Below are 19,658 nucleotides of genomic sequence, written 5' to 3' on the forward strand. Positions count from 1 at the left end.
CCCGTTTTGCAGTAAACCCTATTTATGAAGCAATTGTGTGTGTTCTTCTTTTTTTTAACGCTTTCGCTACAGGCGCAGTTTCAAGTCAATGGAATTGTGAAAGAGTCTACAACCAATAAACCATTACCATTTGCTACGATTACTACAACTGACGGTATAAACTCCATCTCTGATGTGGATGGGAAGTTTAGTATCGTTACTCCAATTCCCTTTACAGCCTTTGATATTTCATATATTGGTTTCACCAAAGCCAGAATTACCCTTGAAAAAAACAAAAATTATTATGTGGTCATGCTATCTCAAAAAACAGATGATCTGAATGAAGTGGTGGTTCCAGACGAAAACCCAGCTTTGGCAATTATCCGAAAGGCGATCGAAAATAAAGACAATAATAACCCCCAAAAAAAACTCTACAGTTTCGAGTTTAAATCCTATAATAAACTCATTGTAAGCGCAAATCCTGACTCCATTGACGGGAGAATCGATTCTGTTTTTGTCCAAAAATCAAGCGGTGATCAGTTCTCAAAAATTGACTCTTCCGAGTATAAGTTTAAAGATATCGTACGTCAGCAGCATCTGTTTCAAACTGAAAAAGTATCACAATATCAATTTGCTAATAGCACATTAAAAGAAACTATATTAGGTACCAAAATGGCGGGTTTCAAGCAACCTGTTTATGAAATCATTGCATTTAATTTGCAGTCCTTCTCTATTTACGATTCCCGTTACGAACTTTTTGAGACCAAGTACAACAGCCCCATTGCCAATGATGCCCTAAAAGATTACAACTATAAACTGTTGGATTCCCTGATCATTGACGGCAGAAACACCTACATGATTTACTTCAAGAATAAGAAAAAAAGAAGAGCGTCAGGACTGGAAGGCGTACTTTATATTGACCAAAATAATTTTGCTGTCGCCAAAGCAGTAATGCGCATAAAAGGCGTTCTTGACATTAGTGGAATTCATAACTTTAAGTACATTCCCAGTGAAAAATTATGGTTTCCAACGGACAAAACCTTTAAAATTGTAAAGGGCAAAAATGATGACGATATAAAAATCCTTGGCGGAACGATTCAATTTGATGGTGATGTAGAAAACGATTTTAAAGAACGAAAAAAAACAGCCTCGGATTTCACCTATTTATTGTCGCAAACCAACAATTTTGAAATCCAATATAACATTCCAATCCAAATAAAAAAATCAGCCGTCACTATCGAAATCAAAGACGATGCGATTAATAAACCAGAAGCTTTTTGGGACACTTACAGAAAAGACAGCTTAGACAGCCGAAGCAAAAAGACCTATCAAGCACTCGACAGTATTTCGATCAAAAAAAGAATTGAAAGCCGCCTCCGTTTTGGCAGGAAAATTATCAACGGGTATTTACCTATAGGAAAATTCGATTTAGACTTACGAAAATTGTTTAGCTATAATAACTACGAAGGATTTAGATTGGGAATTGGGGGCACTACAAACGAACGATTTTCAAAAAATTTCAGAGTCGAAGGATACACCGCTTACGGAACAAAAGATAATGATTTTAAGTATAACTTAGGAATAGCAGCACGTGTAGGGAAATTTACTAATTCCTGGATAGGAGTTTCCTATACGGATGATCTTCGAGAAATTGCCAGTACCGTATTTGCAATTGACAAAAAGCCTTTTAAAATTTATGATCCCAGACCAATAAACATCAGTACTTTTTATAATTATGTAACTTGGAAAACATTTATAGAGACTAAAATCATTCCAAAAACCGAAAGTTTATGGGAACTCTCTAGAACGGCTGTGGAGCCACAATTCAATTATATTTTCAATTTAAACGGAAAATTATATCCTAATTACGTGATGACTACTGCGATGGTTTCTTTGCGCTGGAATCCATTTAGTGATTATATGCAAACGCCTACGGGACGAATTGAGGTTGAAAAACGTTTTCCTAAATTTACGTTTCAATACACCCAATCCCTCCCCAAGATCTGGCAAAATGATTTTGAGTTTAGCAAAATAGATTTTAAAACAGAGTATGAAAAAAAATATTTAAACGGTCAAAAAACAAGCTTACTTTTCGAGGCAGGATATTCTTTTGGGGCAATACCCTTAACTCATTTGTACAACACCTCGCCTAATAATATTACCAAAGAAACTATCATTCAAAGGATCACTTTTTCAGGCAAAAACAGTTTTGAAACCATGTTTTTCAATGAGTTTTTCTCCAGTCAATATGCCTATTTTCAATTCAAGCACGGGTTTAGCCGTGTCACATTATTCAAAAAAATAAAACCGTCTTTAGTCATTGTATCCCGAGTGGCTTGGGGTAATTTACAAAACCCGGAGCAGCACATCGGATTGGATTATAAGACACTGAACAAAGGGTATTTCGAATCGGGAATCGAACTGAATCAAATTTACAAAGGACTTGGATTAGGTGGGTTTTACCGGTATGGACCCAATCAGTTGAGTAAATTTCAAGATAATATTGCTGTCAAAATAAGCTTCGTTCTCAATATAGGAATTTAATGACTCGACACAAATTTTAATCCTATAATAGAACTGATCAAAGTGGTGATGAAAAATATTCGCCAAAAATCAGCTGGTTCTTTAAAGACAAAAATTCCAACCAATACGGTTCCCACTGCTCCTATCCCAGTCCAAACCGCGTATGCGGTGCCTATAGGCAAAGTGAGTGTGGCTTTGTAAAGTAATCCCATGCTTATTGCCAGACAAATCAAGAATCCGCACAACCAGAATGTGGCTGCCATTCCGGAACTTTCCTTGGCTTTGCCCAAGCAAGTGGCAAAACCCACTTCAAAAAGACCTCCTAAAATTAATAAAATCCAGTTCATATTATTGTTTTAAAATTAATACCGAAGGAACGCCGCTCAGCCAAGTGCTTCTGGAGTCCACCAAGTCTTTCCAACTTTCAAGACTGACTACCATTAAATCCTGCTGATCTAAAAATTCCTTTTTAATGATTTTATCGGTTATCAAACCAATGTTATTTGGGTATTTTTGCTCCAAAGAATCAATAGCGCTCTTCATGACAAAATTAGTCGTAAGATGCCCATTTACATCCAAAAGAATAATTTTAGAATTGTTGTTGTAAATTAATTTTTGCACATAATCAATCAAAAAAGAGTCTTCAGGGCTAAAAATTGGAATAAAAATATGGTTTACGTGCTGTAAATCTTTATCGATCAAAATCCCTATTGGCATCTTGGTTTTAGAAATAATCTGTCTGGTTCTTTCATCAAAGGGCGAGTTTTCAAACAAGCCTTCTTTGCCGGTAAACTTATCAATCAAACGATCCGGATTGATGATCCGTGTGGTAAAGCCAATTACTTTTCCAAGAATAGTCCCTTCAAAAATAGATTTCCCTAGACCTATCAATAACAAGTCATAGTCGCCTTGATTGGCTACATCGGCAATTTCAGTTTCAATATCCATCGTTGCTTTAAAAATCGTGGTGATGTCCTGTTTCAGGAGATGGGATTCTTCAACAATAGGATAAAAACTATTTTTTTCTTTGTCTTCCATGTTAAAAGTATGTACCTCATCACTTAAAGACAAATGCATGACGGTAACACTGGAAGTGTTTTTCTGTTTTTTTATCAAACTATTGGCCAATCGAAGCAACGATTTTCCTTTTTCATTGTTTCCAAATGAAATTAAAATTCGGTATTTGTTATCATTTGATGGTTCCAAAATCTCAACCCCATCTTTAGTTTTAAAAATATAATTGATGAGATCTAAGGCCGGACCTGTCATAAAAGTAGTGACCAAAGCCATAATGACCATCATGGTAAAGACTTCAGGAGTCAACACTTTAAGCTCCAACCCGATGTTTAACACAATCAATTCCATCAAACCTCTGGTATTCATCAAAGCGCCAATTGTCAAACTATCCCGCCAACTTTGCCCTATAAATCTGGCGGCCAATGCACTCCCCAAAAATTTTCCTACTACCGCTACCAGAATAATAAAACCGGTCACTTTCCACAAATACGGATCATTGATCAGCCCAATTTCAGTTTTCAAACCTGTGAATACAAAAAATAAAGGCAGTAAAAGAATCAACGCCACATCCTCTACTTTTTCTATAAATATGGTCCTGAATTTTGGAACATCTGGCATAATGGCTCCCGCCATAAACGCTCCAAATAAAGCATGAATACCGATAACCTCAGTAGCATACGAGGAAATAATAAGTACCAGAAAAAAGATCGCCACAACTGGTTTTATAATACTGTCTTTGGAACCATATAAATCCCCAATTCTTTTTAGAAATGGTTTTACAATAAAAATCATAGCTACAACATAAAGTACCGCCAACATAATAATGTATAAGGAACTCACGAACGTTCCTGCTTTCACGATCGCAATGACCACTGCCAGAATACACCAAGCCGTAATATCATCAGCAGCAGCACATGTAATAACAATAGCGCCTAACTTTGTTTTATGAATTCCTCGTTCCTGAACGATTCTGGCCAGAACTGGAAAAGCAGTGATACTCAACGCAATTCCCATAAACAAACTGAAAGAAAGGAACTTAACTCCTTCAGGAGCAAATCGATTGTACACAAAATAAGCCAGACCAATCCCGAGAGTAAAGGGAATGACGATGCTCGCATGACTGATTACCACGGCTTCATTTGCTTTGTTCTTCAGCACTTTTAAATCGAGTTCCATCCCTATCACGAACATAAAAAGAATCAGTCCTATCTGACTCAAAAACTTTAAGTTTCCTAACGATTCAACAGGAAATAAAGCAATTGAAAATTCCGGAAAATACAATCCCAGTAAGGATGGTCCTAGAACAATACCCGCAATAATTTCCCCAATTACTGAAGGCTGACCAATTTTCTTGAAAATCCAGCCAAAAACACGAGCAACTAGAATAATCGTAATAATTTGCGCCAAAAGGATAGCCAAAGGATCTTGGAAGTTATGCCGAATCGACGCTAAAAAATCACTCCAGGAACCGTTTCCACTTTCTGGTGTCACTATCGTTTCTGCAACTTCTAAATGCTTCCCTTTAGTTATAATCCAATACATTAGTGCTATAAAACCGCCAGTAACACTTAAATAAAATAGTGTGTTTTTATAATTCTTCATATTTGTTTTTATATGGACTTTCCCAACTTTAAAGAAACAAAGATGAGAAATTCAAATGTATAATTTATATGCCACAAAATTATTTTATTGTAAAATAAAAAAAGGGTATAATTAGCCCGGTAAAACAACAAAAAGTTTCTTTTAAAAGAAATGATTTATAGTGGTTTTGACTACCTTTACCGCCTTTAATATTGACTTATGATTAAGTGGTTTAGTTTAGGATTTTGGGAATTAATAGCGCGAATTGTCCTCAGAAATAGAATTTTGATGTTATCCATTATTGTTGTGATAACAGCTCTTTTAGCACTACAATGGAAAAATATCCACTTCACTTTTACCGAAGCCAATTTATTACCGGATGATAATATTGTAAATATTGAGTACAACGCTTTTCTAAATAAATTTGGCGAAGAGGGAAATCTAGTCATCATCGGTGTAAAAGATAACTCCATATTTACCCCAAAAGCCTATGCTTCCTGGAGCAAAATGATGAATACGCTGAAAGAAGACAAAGCGGTAGATTTAGTAATTTCGTTAAATGACTTAAAGAAATTACAAAAAAATGATTCGCTGCAAACCTTTGAACTCGTTCCTTTTGTGGACCAAAGCAAAACTCTTGATCCGGCATATCTTCAAAAGATCAAAAAAGAACTATTCAATGATTTGCCTTTTTACGAAGGATTACTTTTCAACAAAAGATCGGGAAGCATTCGCTCTGCCGTATACATGGATAAAAAAATTGTAAACACAGCAGCCCGAAAAGATTTTATTCTGGATAAATTAGTTCCCGCAGTCGAAACATTCGAAAAAGAAACCGGAATCGACCTGCGCGTTTCAGGCATGCCTTACATCCGGACGCTAAACGCAAAAACCATCACCGATGAAATAAGTATCTTCATTGGAGCTTCACTATTAGTTACTTCACTGCTTTTCTTTTTCTTTTTTAGAAGTTTTAGGGCGACGTTAATATCAATGGTAATTGTCATTATTGGGGTAATGTGGTCTTTTGGATTTTTAGGATTACTGAACTACGAAATCACTGTTTTGACCGCTTTAGTTCCGTCATTAATCATCGTAATCGGAATTCCGAATTGTATTTTCCTGACCAATAAATACCATCAGGAATATAAAATTCACCACAATAAAGCCAAAGCATTACAGCGTGTCACTACCAAAGTAGGAATGGCAACCTTGATGACGAATCTCACCACGGCCATAGGTTTTGCTACGTTTGTGGCTTCTAATAATCAATTGTTACTGGAATTTGGCGTCGTGACTTCTATCAATATTATGGCACTTTTCTTTTTATGCATCATTGTCATCCCTATTTTTCACAGTTATATTCCGGCTCCGAAAGAGCGCCACATCGAACACCTAGACCGCAATTATGTGAAGGTTTTTATGGATTGGATTCTGAGAAACGTAAAATACAATCGCTTTTCAATTTATGTCGTTTCTGTTATTCTTTTAGTAATTAGCATTGTAGGCATCTACGAAATGCGCATTTCCGGTAGTTTAATTGAAGACATGCCTAAAAAAGAAGCCTTTTTTGAAGACATTGTTTTCTTCGAAAAAGAATTTGATGGAGTGATGCCCCTCGAAATCATGATTGACACCAAACGCAAAAAAGGAGTTATGAAATTGTCTACGCTTAGGCGAATGGAAGAACTGGAGGAAACCATTGATGAAATTCCGGAATTGTCAAAACCCATTTCTATTGTCAATTTAATTAAATATTCCAAACAAGCGTATTATAACGGAAACCCAGACTATTATGAATTGCCAACGTCACAGGAACAGTCGTTTATTTTGTCGTATGCTAAAAATGCTACAAAAAACTCGAAAGATAATCTGATGAAAAGCTATGTAGATTCCACTGGACAATTTGCCCGAATCACGACTTTTATGCGCGATGAAAATGGCGATAATATTGCCAAAATTGAAGCTGAAATTCGTAAGAAAGCTGATAAAATTTTCCCGTCAGATCAATATAAAGTCACCATCACCGGAAAAGCTTTAGTTTTCCAAAAAGGAACCGGTTACCTACTGGACAACTTACTTTCGTCGCTGGCTTTCGCCTTTTTCCTGACCGCACTTTTGATTGGTTTTATGTTCCGTTCGTTCAAAATGGTGTTGGTTTCTATCATTCCTAATTTATTGCCGCTAATGCTAACCGCAGGAATCATGGGCTTTCTGGACATTCCGCTGAAACCGTCGACGATATTGGTTTTCGGAATTGCGTTTGGTCTTTCGGTGGATGACACCGTAAGATTTCTGTCGCAATACCGCGAGGAATTAAAGAAAAATAACTGGAAAATTCGCAAATCCGTTTACGCCACATTTACGGATGCCGGCCTGAGCATGTTTTATACTTCTATCGTGTTGTTCTTTGGATTTTCGGTGTTTATGTTGTCCAGTTTTGGGGGAACAATAGCACTTGGCGGATTGATTTCGCTAACATTATTATTCGGAATGCTATCCAATTTGATGTTGTTGCCAGCTTTAGTCTTGACCTTGAATAAAACTTTGGCCAACGAACAAGATTTTATCGAACCCAAAATTGACATCATCGAACCAAGTGATGCCGAGATTGATGATTTAGAGCAAAAAAAATAAGTAAAGTTTATATACACTGTACTTGAATATTATTTTATATTATTCAAAGTAATATCGTACTTTAACTCCCAGAAAGGTATCGTAAGAATACCGTTTATCTGGCAATCGATACTAATTTAAATTAATACAATGCGGTCATGAAAAAACATAAATACAGCAATTTTCTCTTAATTACGTTAACCGGCGTACTTGTTTCCTGCGGTGATATTTCAAAACAAGCTGAAGAAAAAATCAATCAGTTGAATGCCAAGGCGGAAAAGTTAGATTCACTGGTTAATAAAGAGTTGAAGAAAGTAAATTCCCTTGATTCTATAATCAACAAAGAAGGAGCTAAAGTAAAAAAACTCGACTCATTAATTACTAAATCAACTTCAAAAATTGATTCTATTGCCAATAGTAAACTGAATCTACTAAAGAAAATTAACAATAATTAAGAATCATAAAATTTATTTTTCAACTTACATTCCCATTTTTGAATTTTCCTGCTCTTCTGCTTCGCAAAGTTTCTAACTTTTAGGATGTAACTTTTAGTTTTTTACTGATGGAATTAGATTCAAACCAATAAATCATGCTCCTCAAAGTTGGAAACTTTGAGGAGCATGATTTATTGGTTTGTACTGCTGGTATTTGAGGCGAGATTGTGCCTATCAAAATACCAAGAATTAATTACCAGAAAATATTCTCATTTATGTAATCAAAAAACTAAAGCATTTCAGTTACCAATCACAATCCTATTTATTCTCAAAGAAGATCTTCAAAAACCGTACTTTCACTACTCCCTAGCCCTGATTGCAGTGTAAATCCTTTTTATTTTTTCTTTAAAAATAAAAAGATTGCAACGGAAAGCGGGAAATAGCTCCAGATTGCTTCACTCCTCGCAATGACTTTTAAAACAAATCATTTATATTTGCAGTTCAGTTACAGACAATTTTTAATATCAATTATACCCCTAAAATGAGACATACAAAAGTTAAAGACTTACTAAATAGCACAACAACGCTTCATGAAGTGAATGCAAAAGGATGGGTGAGAACTTTTAGAAACAATCAATTTATTGCCTTAAACGATGGCTCGACTATCAATAATATACAATGTGTTGTCGATTTTGAAAACACTCCAGATGAAACCTTGAAAAGAATTACCACTGGAGCAGCAATATCTGTAACCGGAACTTTGGTAGAAAGCAAAGGTGCAGGACAAAAATTTGAAATTCAGGTAGCTAAACTGGAAATCCTTGGAGATTCGGATGCGGAGAAATTCCCAATACAACCTAAGAACAAACCGAGCTTGGATTTCTTGCGGGAAAATGCGCATTTAAGAGTGCGTACTAATATGTTTGGAGCGATTATGAGAGTGCGTTCGGTATTGTCATATGCAGTTCACAGTTATTTTCAAGAGAAAGGTTTTGTGTATGTGAATACACCAATCATCACGGGATCGGATGCTGAAGGTGCCGGTGAAATGTTTAAAGTTACCGCTTTGCCATTTGACGGAACGCCAAGAACCGAAGATGGAAAAGTGAATTACAAAGAAGATTTCTTCGGAAAAGAAACCAACCTAACGGTTTCGGGACAACTGGAAGGAGAAACTTTTGCAATGGCTTTGGGTCAAATTTATACTTTTGGACCAACATTTAGAGCCGAAAACTCGAATACTTCGCGTCACCTTGCAGAATTTTGGATGATTGAGCCCGAAGTGGCGTTCAATGATTTGAACGACAATATGGATTTGGCCGAAGATTTTATTCAGCATGTAATCAAATACACTTTGGAAAAATGTCCTGAGGATTTGAAATTCCTGGAAGGAAGATTATTGGATGAAGAGAAATCGAAACCAGTTGCGGAAAGAAGCGAAATGCCACTTTTGGAAAAATTAAACTTTGTTTTGGAAAACAATTTCAAACGGGTTTCGTACACCGAAGCCATTGATATTTTAAGGGATTGTACGCCTAATAAAAAGAAAAAATTTAACTATATCATCAACGAATGGGGAGCTGATTTACAATCAGAACACGAGCGTTATTTGGTGGAAAAACACTTTAAATGTCCGGTAATCTTGTTTGATTACCCGGCAAATATCAAAGCATTTTACATGCGTTTGAACGAAGACGGAAAAACGGTTCGTGCGATGGATATCCTTTTCCCAGGGATTGGAGAAATCGTGGGCGGTTCTCAAAGAGAAGAGCGTTTTGATGTTTTGGTTGAAAAAATGAAAGCCTTAGGAATTGATGAAGAAGAATTGTGGTGGTACCTTGATACCCGAAGATTTGGTTCAGCGGTTCACTCTGGTTTTGGACTTGGATTCGAAAGATTGGTATTGTTTGTGACAGGAATGACAAACATTCGTGACGTAATTCCTTTTCCAAGAACGCCAATGAATGCGGAGTTTTAAAAAGTTTATTCGGTTAGTCGGTTATTCGGTTAATCGATTCAACAAATAAACGGTTAACCGATTAAACAATAAAAATGCTGAAGCAATTCTTAAATTTAAAATTATCACAGAAATTATCTCCTCAACAAATTCAGTTGATGAAGTTAATTCAATTGCCTACGCAAGCTTTCGAACAGCGTTTACTGGAAGAAATGAACGAGAATCCAGCTTTGGAAACTGGAAAAGAAGAAGATGAGTATGAAAAGGATGAATTCGAAAACGAAGATTATGACGATTATGATGATGCGGAATCAGAGCGAATTGACGCCGAAGACATCAACATTGACGAATATTTAAGCAATGACGAAACTCCGGATTATAAAACGCAGGCTAACAATTATAGTGATGATGACGATGATCGCGAAACGCCTTTTGCCGCGCCAGTGAGTTTTCATCAGGATTTAATCAATCAGTTGAATACCTTCATCCTGAATGATGAAGAGCGTGATATTGCCGAATTCCTTGTAGGAAGTATTGATGACATGGGATATATTCGTCGCAGTGTTGCTGATATGGTAGACGATATGGCATTCACGCAAGGCATTTATACCGATGAGAAAATGGTCGAAAAAATGCTGCAGGTAATTCATGAACTGGAACCATCTGGTGTAGGCGCACAAGATTTACAGGAATGTTTGTTGTTACAATTGAAACATAAAACACCGACAGAATCCGTAGAACTGGCCACTGACATTATCGAAAATCAGTTTGATGCTTTCACTAAAAAACATTATGACAAGCTGTTACAAAAATACAATGTTTCAAATGAGCAGCTTAAAAAAGCAATTCACGAAATAGAAAAACTGAACCCAAAACCAGGAGGATCCTTTACCGGAAACAATAAAATAACAGAAAACGTAGTTCCTGATTTTGCCATTAGAATTGTAGACGGTGAACTGGAACTGACTTTAAACGGTCGAAATGCTCCTTCTCTGCACGTTTCTAAAGAGTATCAGGAAATGATGCAAACGTATAAGGATTCCAGAGACAAATCGGCACAGCAAAAAGATGCAGTGCAGTTTATAAAGCAAAAGTTGGATTCAGCTAAATGGTTTATCGATGCGATACGCCAACGTCAGGAAACCCTTTTTGTAACCATGAATGCGATTACGCATTATCAGGAAGAGTTTTTTCTGGATGGTGATGAAACCAAGTTGAAACCGATGATTCTAAAAGACATTGCGGACATGGTGGGTCTAGATATTTCGACTATTTCACGTGTGGCCAACAGCAAATATGTGGAAACGCCTTATGGCACGAAACTGATCAAGGAATTCTTCTCGGAATCGATGAAAAACGACCAAGGGGAGGATGTTTCGACACTGGAAATAAAGAAAATTCTTCAAAATACAATCGAGGAAGAAGACAAGAAAAAACCGCTTCCAGATGATCAACTAGCCGAAATCCTAAAAGAAAAAGGATATCCAATTGCGAGAAGAACCATTGCTAAATACAGAGAACAACTCGATATTCCTGTGGCGAGAATGAGAAAGAAAATATAGGCGATGCGTTAAATAGGGACCAATTTGAGCACTCAAAATTCGTACAACAAAAAATTAATTTACAAACCATATTAGGTTTAAATACTAATCGCTTCTTTCCTAATAAAGTATCGATAGTTTGTACTACAATTCACACGTATTCTTTATGCTTTTTTGATTATTTGAATTCAGGATTAATCTGCAATCAAAAGTAAACCCATAATTACAGCAAGAAGTACGTTAATGCACTAATCTGTTTTAATCCTTAAATCCGAAGCATCCGCTGGCTAAAAAAGAAAAGTGCACAACAAATGCAACACTTCCGTAATTTCTTGCGTCGAATTGTAACTATGAATGCAAAAACGCAGGCGTTCCTGCCCTTTGGGAACTGTTGGCGAAAGTATAGCTTTCACATCAAATCCTTTTTCCTGCAGTTGACTGGCGATGGTTTTTACTTTTTCATTTCCGGGAATAATGGCCGATTGTATTGCCGATTTGCTTCGGACGAAAAGTGGTTTTAAACTCAATAGATTTTTCTGCTGATTGAAAAAGACAATGTTTTCTTTTAGTTTTGAAATTGAAGCCGAATCGATTTCTAAATGCTGGTACGCAACCAAAATCGCAGCAACAGAATGTGGCGAAAGCCCTGTGGTATAAATAAAACTTCGGGAGAAATTTACTAAATAATCCCTCAATTCAACCGAGCCTAAAATCGCTGCTCCATGGCATCCCAATCCTTTCCCGAAAGTCATAATTTGAGCAAAGACATGTTCTTGTAGACCCTGCATTTGAACCAATCCCTCGCCTGTTTCACCAAAAACGCCCAAAGCATGCGCCTCATCCACAACAAGATAACAATTGTATTTAGTTGAAACCAAAACCAATTCTTCCAAATTGGGACAATCACCATCCATAGAAAAAACAGATTCAGTAACGATATAAATAATAGTGTTTGGATTCCGTAAAATCAATTTTTCTAAATCCTCAAAATCATTATGATTGAATTTATAGGCTTTGGCATTCGACAGTTGGATTCCGTCCCGAATAGAAGCATGACACAATTCATCGTATAAAATCAAATCGCCTTTTTGTGGAACGGCACTAAAAAAACCAATATTGGCATTGTAACCCGAATTAAAAATCAAGGCTGTTTCTGATTGGTGGAAACTGGCAATACAGTTTTCTGTTTCTTGATACAGCTTATGGTTCCCGGATAACAATCGGGAACCCGTCGCCCCGTTTTGAATGATAGTATTCGTAATTAAATACTCGTGCGTCTGATTAAATATAATTTCTGATTGTGAAAAGCCCAAGTAATCATTGGAAGAAAAATCAATTCTTTTACTTGATAAAGGCAATTTTCGCAACGCATTATTTTGCTTTCGAATTTCAAGTTTAGCGGATAGATTTTCTGGGAAATGTTTCATAGTCCACAAAAATAAGCATCTTTTTTGGTTTATGAATTTTGCGCCATTTTTGTTTACTAATTTCTTCCAATTAATGAATTTTGAAACAGAAATTCTAATACAGAATCTTGTTTCATTATTCAAAAAAAAATAATTCTATAAAAATTAACTATTAAAAAACAACTATTAAAAAAAAATCTACAAATTTTTCCGAAAACGGTTTCGTTTTATAATTTTATAAAATTGTGTTAAAAAAAACTTAAAATTAATATTGAAGATAATAACCTATGAAATAGTTTTCTACTTTCGGCAAATATGAAACGAATTGCATCACTTTTTTTAATAGTAACGTTGTTTTACAACGTGATGGGATACTATCTAATGTTTGCTTATCAAGAAGAGCAAGCGTGGGTATCTACTATGGAAAAAAGACATGATACAGAGTTTGAAGTAATCCAATTGAATGCAACTTTATATTCTTTTATTGAAGACACTGATTTTGAATACGTCAATGAAGATGTGGTTATCAACAATAAAAGGTATCATATTTTCAAGAAAAGAATTCAAAATAACATACTAAGTTTGTATTACCTGCACAATGCGCATCAAGATGCAATAAACCAGGATTTAAAAGATATTGTTGACAATCAATTATTTAATGGATCTTCCTCTAAAGAGTCTCCGGTTAAAAAACTCATGAAGTCTTTTCTTCAAGATTATATTCCAAATAATACTGTTTGCGTAGCTTTTTATCCAAAAACAGCGATACTTTCTGCTGAACCTATCATTACGCCAAACCAGGCGTTAGATTCCGGGTACACTTCCATTTCGTATTCACCACCTGATTTCGTTTAAATCTTCATTCATTTTAGTGGAATCATTCGCTTTTATCCGGTTTTTGTAAGTCAAGATAATTCATGATTACTTTAGCTACATCTGTACATTTATTACACCCTTTCGATAGAAATTATGCCCTTTATAAATACAAAACAGGTTTTTGTGTTTTCTGAATTCACTTTTGTGAATAATTTGATAGGCCATTTTGCATTGCTATTCTGGTATACTTTGTACAACTAGCCTTTAGGACCATAACTTAAATGGATTTATAGAACAGTTCTCTGTTTGAAAAACGCCCTTAATCAATGCATTTAGCCTTGTAAATTCAAAGAGATTTTTTGGCTGAAGCCAAAAACAAATCTTGTTTTACAGCGATATTACTTGACAAACAATCACTATTTTTTTAACTCAGACCTTCTTAGGTAAAAAGTTGTTGTTGTACTATTTTATACCATTATCCATTCTAAAAAAGGCTAAAACCATTAACCAAAAACCATTTTTTAATGAAAAAAATTTATCTGAACTGCCTGCTATTGGTTCCTCTATTTATAAATGCCCAAACCGAGATTGACGGAATTATGATGAGTAAAAATAATTTTTGTTTTGGAGCCGTTTACCAGTATAGCAGCTGGGATAAGTATTGGGAAGGAACCTTTAAAAGAGAAAATCTTAATCTGGGTACTGTTTCAACAAAATCAATTGCTCTAATGGGAAACTATGGTGTTTCTGATAAATTGAATATTATTTTCAGTCTTCCTTACGTGGATACACATGCAAGTGCTGGAACAATGGAAGGCAAAAAAGGATTACAAGATATTTCACTAACAGTAAAATACATGCCATTTGAAAAAACAATTGGTAAAGCTACCTACTCGTTATATGCTTTGGGAGGACTTTCGGCTCCGGTTACTGATTATTCAGCTGATTATTTACCCTTGAGTCTTGGCCTAAAAAGCAAGACAGCTTCTTTACGAATCATGGGTGATTATCAAAGAGGTCATTTTTTTACCACTATATCAGCCGCTTATGTAAAAAGAGATAATATAACCGTTGACCGAAACTCCTACTATACAAACGAAATGCATTACACCAATGAAGTAGACATGCCAGATGCAATTTCTGTAAACTTGAGAATTGGCTATCGTTCCACTAGATTAATAGCCGAAGCGATTCTGGACAATTGGGTATCGCAATCCGGAGGATTTGACATCACTACCAACAACATGCCTTTCCCGAGCAATACTATGAATGCCTTAAAAATTGGCGTGAATACTAAATACACACTCCAGAAAATTCCGGGATTATCTCTTATTGGGGGGTGCAATTTTGTTACGGAAGGTAGAAATATTGGCCAATCAAACACCTTCTACGGTGGTTTATTTTACATCCTTAATTTAAAAAAAACAGCACAAGAAAATGAAAAATAAAACACAAAAAATAGCCTATTACAGTCTTTTGGTTCTGTTTCTTGCAGTGAACCAATCTTGCAGTGATGAGCTAACAGAACGCAACGAGCAATTCCCTCAATTAAATCCTATCAATACAGACGAATTAGCAGGGACCTGGAAAACATTCTTACTGACTACTCCGGATGAGTTCTCTTTGGATGCACCAATAGCAACTACTGCAGCGGCTTTTACAAGAGAAATAAATGAGATAAAAAGCTATCAGGCAAACATCACGCAAGACCAAAGAAACATCATAAAATACTGGAGTGCCGGAGGAGTTTTGCGTTGGAATGAAATCATGCGAACATTAGTGGCAAGACACAATCGACCGCCGTATCAAAATGAAGACGGAACCTACCCTGCACCATCTGGAGCAAATCCGTTTGCGAATCCGCAGTTTCCATTCTCAAATCCGCCTTATGCAGCCAGAGCGTATGCCTATGTGAGTGCGGCGCAATGCGATGCGATGATAGCAACTTGGCATTATAAAAAACTGTACAATAGAGCTGCACCTTTTACGGTTGATGCTACATTACCGGTTTTAATCCCAAAAAGCAACTTGCCTTCCTATCCCTCTGAAGATGCTGTTTTAGCAGGAGTAACGGTTGAGTTATTAAAATTATTATTCCCAACAGAAATCGCTTACATACAAGAAAAGGCAGCGGAACAAAAATTATATCGCATTATTAGTGGTGCCAATGTTCGCAGTGATGTGGATGCCGGAATTATTCTAGGCAGAAAAATAGCAGCCAAATTTATCGCCAGAGCTACTGCTGACGGAACAGCAGCTGCTATTGGCAATCAAGCGCTTTGGACACAACTGGAAACTCAAACGGCAGCAACCGGAGAAACTCCATGGAAATCATTAGATATACCAGCAAGACCTCCAATGCTACCATTATTTGGAAAAGTAAAATCATTTCTTATGACTCCTGAAATGGTTGTGGCCAGCCGCCCGATTCCACCACCATCTACAAAATCAGAACAATTTGCAAAAGAATTAGCTGAAGTAAAAAGCTATGGAAAAAATGCCACTAGAAAAAACATGGAAATTGTTGCTTTTTGGGCTGATGGAGTAGGAACTTATACGCCACCCGGACACTGGAATGCAATTGCATCAGAGTCATTTGTAGCACTCAATTATAGTGAGGTGCGCTGGGCACGAAATCTAGCGTTGCTAAATATTGCTATGATGGATGCGGCGATCTGCTGCTGGGACGCAAAATACACGTACTTTAACCCCCGACCGTCCCAAGTAGATCCGTCTATAAAAACATTAACCGGGATTCCAAATTTCCCTGCTTATGTATCAGGTCATTCTACCTTCAGCGGTGCGGCCTATGTTGTTTTATCACATCTCATCCCTGCAAAAGCACAAGGTTTTGTAGCTATGGCAAAAGAAGCTTCGGATTCCAGAATGTTTGGATGCATTCATTATAGAAGCGATTGTGAAAAAGGACTTGAATTAGGCGAAAAAGTGGGTGGCTTTGCAGTTGCAAGAGCTCTTATTGATGGTGCCGAATAACTAAAAATAATCAAGTTGGTGATTTGTTTTAATGGTTTGTTTTAATATCTCATTTTATCAACTACCGCCTAACAGATGTTGGAAACCAGTTAGGCTTTTTTAATTTTAAAAGCTCCGAAAGATTTAACAGAAGTGGCTGTCTTTTATTGCTGTTAAGCGTTTCTGGGATTATAATTAGACTGTTGGACATGAGTCAGAAGCCAAAGGACCAAATACTTTCTGATATTATTATGTATTTGTTACTACTTGCAATTGGCATTGGGTTATTAGCTTTTTCTGATGTTATTAAAAAAGGAAATATCATAGAAACTGAAAATAATTTAACAATATAATCATGTCTATAATCATCAACTTAGACGTAATGCTCGCTAAACGAAAGATGCGTTCGAATGAATTAGCGGAACGAATGGGAATCACAACAGCTAATCTTTCTATTTTGAAAACCGGAAAAGCAAAAGCGATTCGGTTTTCGACTCTAGAACTGATTTGTGAGATTCTGGAATGTCAACCCGGAGATATTATGGAGTTTGCAAAGGATAAATAATCTCTTGTTCTCGACTTTTTAGCCCAGATGGAAACGGCATCCTTTTACAAAGCTTCCAGCCTTTTGAAGGCTGGAAGCTTTGTAAAAGATATAGTGGACAGCTGGAAATAGCTCCAAAAAAAAAGCCCCACAAATTGTGAAGCTTTGATTTATAACTCAAAATTATTTTAGTCAACTAAAATAATAACTTTATTATCTTTCATTTCAATTGTTCCTGAAGTGATCGTTAGCGTATAATTTTGATCATCTAACTTCGTGAATTTACCTACTACCTCTTTTGCAAAAGCAAAAGTAGAAGCTGTAATTTTCACGACACCTTTTCCTAAAATAGAAACGATTGGCGCGTGGTTATTCAAAATTTGAAAGCTTCCGTCAACTCCGGGCAATGTAACCGAAGTTACTTCTGCTGAAAATAATTTTGCTTCTGGTGATACTATTTCTAATAACATACTTTTTAGTTTACAGTCTCAGTTTACAGTCACAGTACTGAATACTGAGCCTGAACACTGAACACTAATTTATGCTTCCGCTAACATTTTTTCTCCAGCTTCGATAGCTTCTTCAATAGTACCTTTAAGGTTAAAAGCGGATTCTGGCAAGTGATCTAATTCACCGTCGATAATCATGTTAAATCCTTTGATAGTATCTTTGATATCCACTAACACTCCTTTTAATCCTGTAAATTGCTCAGCAACATGGAAAGGTTGAGATAAGAAACGTTGTACACGACGTGCTCTTGAAACGGCTAATTTATCTTCTTCCGATAATTCTTCCATACCAAGGATCGCAATGATATCTTGTAATTGTTTGTATTTTTGTAAAATTTCTTTTACTCTTTGTGCACAGTCATAATGCTCATCACCTAAAATTTGAGGCGTAAGGATTCTTGAAGTTGAATCCAATGGATCAACCGCTGGATAAATACCTAGCTCAGCAATTTTACGAGATAATACTGTTGTTGCATCAAGGTGAGCAAAAGTTGTAGCCGGAGCCGGATCCGTTAAATCATCTGCAGGAACGTAAACCGCTTGCACTGATGTAATAGAACCTTTATTTGTAGATGTAATACGCTCTTGCATCGCACCCATTTCAGTAGCCAATGTTGGTTGGTAACCCACTGCAGATGGCATACGTCCTAAAAGTGCCGAAACCTCAGAACCTGCTTGTGTAAAACGGAAGATATTATCCACGAAGAACAATACATCTTTCCCTTGATCAGTTCCTGCACCATCACGGAAATATTCCGCAATAGACAATCCAGAAAGTGCTACACGAGCACGAGCTCCTGGAGGCTCATTCATTTGTCCGAAAACGAAAGTAGCTTTAGACTCTCTCATTCCTGGCATATCCACTTTAGACAAATCCCATCCTCCATTTTCCATAGAGTGCATGAATTCATCCCCGTATTTTATAATTCCTGACTCTAGCATCTCACGAAGTAAGTCATTCCCTTCACGTGTTCTTTCCCCTACTCCTGCAAATACAGAAAGTCCACCGTGACCTTTTGCAATATTGTTGATCAACTCTTGAATCAATACTGTTTTACCAACTCCAGCACCACCAAACAATCCAATTTTACCCCCTTTTGAGTAAGGCTCAATTAAATCGATTACTTTAATACCTGTGAATAAAACTTCAGATGAAGTTGACAAATCTTCGAATTTCGGTGCTTGTCTGTGAATAGACATCCCGTTTTCTCCTGTTTTTGGCAAGTTTCCTAAACCATCAATGGCATCTCCAATCACGTTGAATAAACGACCGTAAACATCAGCACCAATTGGCATTTGGATAGGATTCCCTGTTCCAACTACTTCATAACCTCTACTCAAACCATCTGTTGAGTCCATCGAAATGGTACGTACTGTGTTTTCACCAATGTGAGATTGTACTTCAAGTACTAATAGTGTACCATCTTTTTTTGTGATTTCTAATGAATCATAAATTTTTGGAAGTTCAACATCCTTACCGTTGAAAACAACGTCAACTACTGGGCCAATGATTTGGGCAACTTTTCCTATTACTTTTGACATCACTTATGTATTTATTAAATAGCTATTTAGGTTTATGAAACAGAACCAATCGAAACATATCGATTATACCCTTTTTTCAGTGTGCAAAGATAATTTTTAAAATATAAAATCAAGATATTTTTTTATAAAAAAAGATATTTTTTTAATAGATTATTTAGAAACGACTTAGAAACTAACAAAAGACCGAGTTGTCACTAAAATAAACAACCACCACGTCATC

General features: G+C 36.3%; 14 protein-coding genes. 9 read left to right on the forward strand and 5 right to left on the reverse strand.

What is annotated here, in order from left to right:
* Window positions 1–24: 24 nt before the first annotated feature.
* Window positions 25–2,523 (forward strand): DUF5686 family protein, encoded by a 2,499-nt coding sequence (locus tag EKM03_RS00110; protein ID WP_126739671.1) that lies wholly within the window; start codon window positions 25–27, stop codon window positions 2,521–2,523.
* Here the strand turns inward: EKM03_RS00110 and EKM03_RS00115 are convergent.
* Both EKM03_RS00115 and EKM03_RS00120 read right to left on the reverse strand, forming a co-directional pair.
* Window positions 2,520–2,849 (reverse strand): multidrug efflux SMR transporter, encoded by a 330-nt coding sequence (locus EKM03_RS00115; protein ID WP_126457989.1) that lies wholly within the window; start codon window positions 2,847–2,849, stop codon window positions 2,520–2,522. The genes EKM03_RS00110 and EKM03_RS00115 overlap by 4 nt on opposite strands.
* Window position 2,850: 1 nt before the next feature.
* Entirely contained in the window at window positions 2,851–5,121 is a 2,271-nt protein-coding gene (locus EKM03_RS00120; protein WP_126552992.1) for a cation:proton antiporter, read from the reverse strand.
* 198 nt (window positions 5,122–5,319) lie between these two features.
* Here EKM03_RS00120 and EKM03_RS00125 point away from each other — a divergent pair, with 198 nt between their 5' ends.
* The 4 genes from EKM03_RS00125 to rpoN all read left to right on the forward strand — a co-directional run bounded on the left by EKM03_RS00125 (window position 5,320) and on the right by rpoN (window position 11,669).
* Window positions 5,320–7,737 carry an RND family transporter gene (locus tag EKM03_RS00125; RefSeq protein ID WP_126739672.1) on the forward strand — a complete coding sequence of 806 codons (2,418 nt, stop codon included), beginning with the start codon at window positions 5,320–5,322 and terminating at the stop codon, window positions 7,735–7,737.
* Window positions 7,738–7,874: 137 nt separating this feature from the next.
* Window positions 7,875–8,171 (forward strand): hypothetical protein, encoded by a 297-nt coding sequence (locus EKM03_RS00130; protein WP_126457980.1) that lies wholly within the window; start codon window positions 7,875–7,877, stop codon window positions 8,169–8,171.
* Between the two features lie 520 nt (window positions 8,172–8,691).
* Window positions 8,692–10,128, forward strand: a complete 1,437-nt coding sequence (gene asnS / locus EKM03_RS00135; protein ID WP_126739673.1) for an asparagine--tRNA ligase — start codon at window positions 8,692–8,694, stop codon at window positions 10,126–10,128.
* A 74-nt stretch (window positions 10,129–10,202) separates the two neighbouring features.
* Entirely contained in the window at window positions 10,203–11,669 is a 1,467-nt protein-coding gene (gene rpoN / locus EKM03_RS00140) for an RNA polymerase factor sigma-54 (protein WP_126451949.1), read from the forward strand.
* A 266-nt stretch (window positions 11,670–11,935) separates the two neighbouring features.
* Here the strand turns inward: rpoN and EKM03_RS00145 are convergent, their stop codons facing one another.
* Window positions 11,936–13,075, reverse strand: coding sequence for an 8-amino-7-oxononanoate synthase (locus EKM03_RS00145; RefSeq protein WP_126739674.1), 1,140 nt, complete (start codon window positions 13,073–13,075; stop codon window positions 11,936–11,938).
* A 294-nt stretch (window positions 13,076–13,369) separates the two neighbouring features.
* Between EKM03_RS00145 and EKM03_RS00150 the strand changes: the two genes are divergently transcribed.
* The 4 genes from EKM03_RS00150 to EKM03_RS00165 all read left to right on the forward strand — a co-directional run bounded on the left by EKM03_RS00150 (window position 13,370) and on the right by EKM03_RS00165 (window position 17,408).
* The gene (locus EKM03_RS00150) at window positions 13,370–13,909 is read left to right on the forward strand and encodes a hypothetical protein (RefSeq protein WP_126739675.1); all 540 of its coding nucleotides are present in this window, start codon (window positions 13,370–13,372) and stop codon (window positions 13,907–13,909) included.
* Window positions 13,910–14,394: 485 nt separating this feature from the next.
* Complete coding sequence (locus EKM03_RS00155) at window positions 14,395–15,318, forward strand: transporter (RefSeq protein WP_126561309.1); 924 nt, start codon at window positions 14,395–14,397, stop codon at window positions 15,316–15,318.
* Entirely contained in the window at window positions 15,308–16,864 is a 1,557-nt protein-coding gene (locus EKM03_RS00160) for a phosphatase PAP2 family protein (RefSeq protein ID WP_126739676.1), read from the forward strand. Before EKM03_RS00155 ends, EKM03_RS00160 begins: the two co-directional genes overlap by 11 nt.
* Window positions 16,865–17,198: 334 nt before the next feature.
* The gene (locus tag EKM03_RS00165) at window positions 17,199–17,408 is read left to right on the forward strand and encodes a helix-turn-helix transcriptional regulator (protein WP_126552982.1); all 210 of its coding nucleotides are present in this window, start codon (window positions 17,199–17,201) and stop codon (window positions 17,406–17,408) included.
* Between the two features lie 167 nt (window positions 17,409–17,575).
* On the opposite strand, the gene EKM03_RS00170 is transcribed toward EKM03_RS00165, so the two are convergent.
* Window positions 17,576–17,857: a F0F1 ATP synthase subunit epsilon gene (locus EKM03_RS00170; protein WP_126457953.1), complete on the reverse strand. Its 282-nt coding sequence runs from the start codon at window positions 17,855–17,857 to the stop codon at window positions 17,576–17,578.
* A gap of 69 nt (window positions 17,858–17,926) precedes the next feature.
* On the reverse strand, window positions 17,927–19,438 hold the full coding sequence (gene atpD / locus EKM03_RS00175; protein ID WP_073204939.1) for a F0F1 ATP synthase subunit beta: 1,512 nt from the start codon (window positions 19,436–19,438) through the stop codon (window positions 17,927–17,929).
* Window positions 19,439–19,658: the final 220 nt, after the last annotated feature.

Source organism: Flavobacterium sp. GSP6 (assembly GCF_003984855.1).
Taxonomy (GTDB): Bacteria; Bacteroidota; Bacteroidia; order Flavobacteriales; family Flavobacteriaceae; genus Flavobacterium.

Excerpts from the sequence above, each read along its gene's own strand:
- EKM03_RS00160 (WP_126739676.1), top strand. The coding sequence starts at position 15,308 with ATGAAAAATAAAACACAAAAAATAGCCTATTACAGTCTTTTGGTTCTG.
- atpD (WP_073204939.1), bottom strand. The coding sequence starts at position 19,438 with ATGTCAAAAGTAATAGGAAAAGTTGCCCAAATCATTGGCCCAGTAGTT.
- EKM03_RS00125 (WP_126739672.1), top strand. The coding sequence starts at position 5,320 with ATGATTAAGTGGTTTAGTTTAGGATTTTGGGAATTAATAGCGCGAATT.
- asnS (WP_126739673.1), top strand. The coding sequence starts at position 8,692 with ATGAGACATACAAAAGTTAAAGACTTACTAAATAGCACAACAACGCTT.
- EKM03_RS00115 (WP_126457989.1), bottom strand. The coding sequence starts at position 2,849 with ATGAACTGGATTTTATTAATTTTAGGAGGTCTTTTTGAAGTGGGTTTT.
- EKM03_RS00120 (WP_126552992.1), bottom strand. The coding sequence starts at position 5,121 with ATGAAGAATTATAAAAACACACTATTTTATTTAAGTGTTACTGGCGGT.
- EKM03_RS00110 (WP_126739671.1), top strand. The coding sequence starts at position 25 with ATGAAGCAATTGTGTGTGTTCTTCTTTTTTTTAACGCTTTCGCTACAG.
- EKM03_RS00130 (WP_126457980.1), top strand. The coding sequence starts at position 7,875 with ATGAAAAAACATAAATACAGCAATTTTCTCTTAATTACGTTAACCGGC.
- EKM03_RS00150 (WP_126739675.1), top strand. The coding sequence starts at position 13,370 with ATGAAACGAATTGCATCACTTTTTTTAATAGTAACGTTGTTTTACAAC.
- rpoN (WP_126451949.1), top strand. The coding sequence starts at position 10,203 with ATGCTGAAGCAATTCTTAAATTTAAAATTATCACAGAAATTATCTCCT.
- EKM03_RS00155 (WP_126561309.1), top strand. The coding sequence starts at position 14,395 with ATGAAAAAAATTTATCTGAACTGCCTGCTATTGGTTCCTCTATTTATA.
- EKM03_RS00165 (WP_126552982.1), top strand. The coding sequence starts at position 17,199 with ATGTCTATAATCATCAACTTAGACGTAATGCTCGCTAAACGAAAGATG.
- EKM03_RS00170 (WP_126457953.1), bottom strand. The coding sequence starts at position 17,857 with ATGTTATTAGAAATAGTATCACCAGAAGCAAAATTATTTTCAGCAGAA.
- EKM03_RS00145 (WP_126739674.1), bottom strand. The coding sequence starts at position 13,075 with ATGAAACATTTCCCAGAAAATCTATCCGCTAAACTTGAAATTCGAAAG.